At 36.3% G+C, this 1,422-nt stretch carries 1 protein-coding gene; it reads right to left on the bottom strand.

Going from position 1 to position 1,422, the window contains the following annotated elements; translation table 11 throughout:
• Positions 1–589 precede the first annotated feature (589 nt).
• Positions 590–1,228, bottom strand: a complete 639-nt coding sequence (locus tag MOC86_RS27620) for a helix-turn-helix domain-containing protein (protein ID WP_268586951.1) — start codon at positions 1,226–1,228, stop codon at positions 590–592.
• Positions 1,229–1,422 lie beyond the last annotated feature (194 nt).

Below are 1,422 nucleotides of genomic sequence, written 5' to 3'. Positions count from 1 at the left end.
GCTCCCTTTCGGGTCTATCATAGGTTTGTCCGTAAGGACGATAGTATCCATCCAGTTATACAGTTTCCTGCTTTCCTGTTCTCTTTCGAGATAATGGCATTCGCTTTCTCTCGTATCTTTTACCCTCTGCCACATCGTTTGACTTTGCAGTCATCCTACTACTTATGCAGATGACATAGGGCTTACCAAGTTCCGCATCTTATAGATACGACGAGGTTAGGTGGGTTCTTTACTCCGGGCAAGATGTGGGACGCATCACAGTAGCATTATGAATCTACTTTTCCTCTTACCAATACTCAGGTAAATCTATGCACTATCCTGAGCTAATCATTACGAAGCTTACAAACCTTCACTTTCGTTCACCATACTCATCTTCCCCTAGCAGTGTTCCGAGCCGTGCACTGACTCTCTGTTTCCGCATTTCCGCATGCAACCCACGAGCCCGTTACCAGGACCGCAGTTTTGGACAGGGATAGTTTTTGCGTCTAAACTAGTGGCGTGAGCCACACTATATAAAAGCGACTTCTTGTCGCACCATAAGATGGATTATCGGTAGAAAAAATGCGCTTGACTTTAGAATCAAGCGCATTTAATAGAGATGCTTAATATATAAACGCCTTAAATAAATATATAGAGCAAAGGCAATGAAAACTATAAACAAAAGATAATATAAAGAAAAGAAGTTAACTGAGTCTTTTTGAATAATACTTATAGAAAAAAAAGAAAAAGGAACCGATAAATAAGCAATCACTATTCTTGACACCCATTTTACATTCTTCAACTTGATTTTATCCCATTGAATGGCCTTTGACTTTAATAACAGGAATCCAGCTATAAGAGCAATCACAAAAGGAAAGATAATACTTAAATATACTTCTCCTTTTAAAACGGGAATAGATAAACCACCTAAAGAACCTACAGAACACATGAGTCCATATCTAAAAAAAGAATTTCCATCACCCTCAAGATTAAATTCATTAATGTCCTTTTTTGTTAAAGAATCTTTACTATCAATTTTTTGTTGAAGTGTTGATGAACTCTTAATTAATTCATCTAGTGTTACCTCATATAATTCACTTAATCTAATTAAGTTATCAATATCAGGATAGCCCTTATTCGTTTCCCATTTATAGACGGCTTGTCTTGATACATTCATTTGTTGGGCAAGTTCTTCACGACTCATATTGTGCTGCTCTCTTAAATTTTTTAACTGTTCACCTAAATTCATCTTCTCACCTCTTACTTCCACTTTATAACAACAAGAGGAGGATGACCATAAACCATTGGTGAAAATACGTAAACTATTGGTTTACAAGGCTTTAAAGCTTTACATAATGTTGCTTCTAGGAAGTAAAAAAGCGTAAACCCATTGAGTAATAACGGTTTTACGCTTTTTCTTTTCTCTTAGTTACACTTTTATAG

It is taken from the genome of Priestia endophytica (assembly GCF_026790145.1).
Taxonomy (GTDB): Bacteria; Bacillota; Bacilli; order Bacillales; family Bacillaceae_H; genus Bacillus_I; species Bacillus_I endophytica_A.
This window is presented reverse-complemented; position numbering and strand designations above follow the sequence as displayed.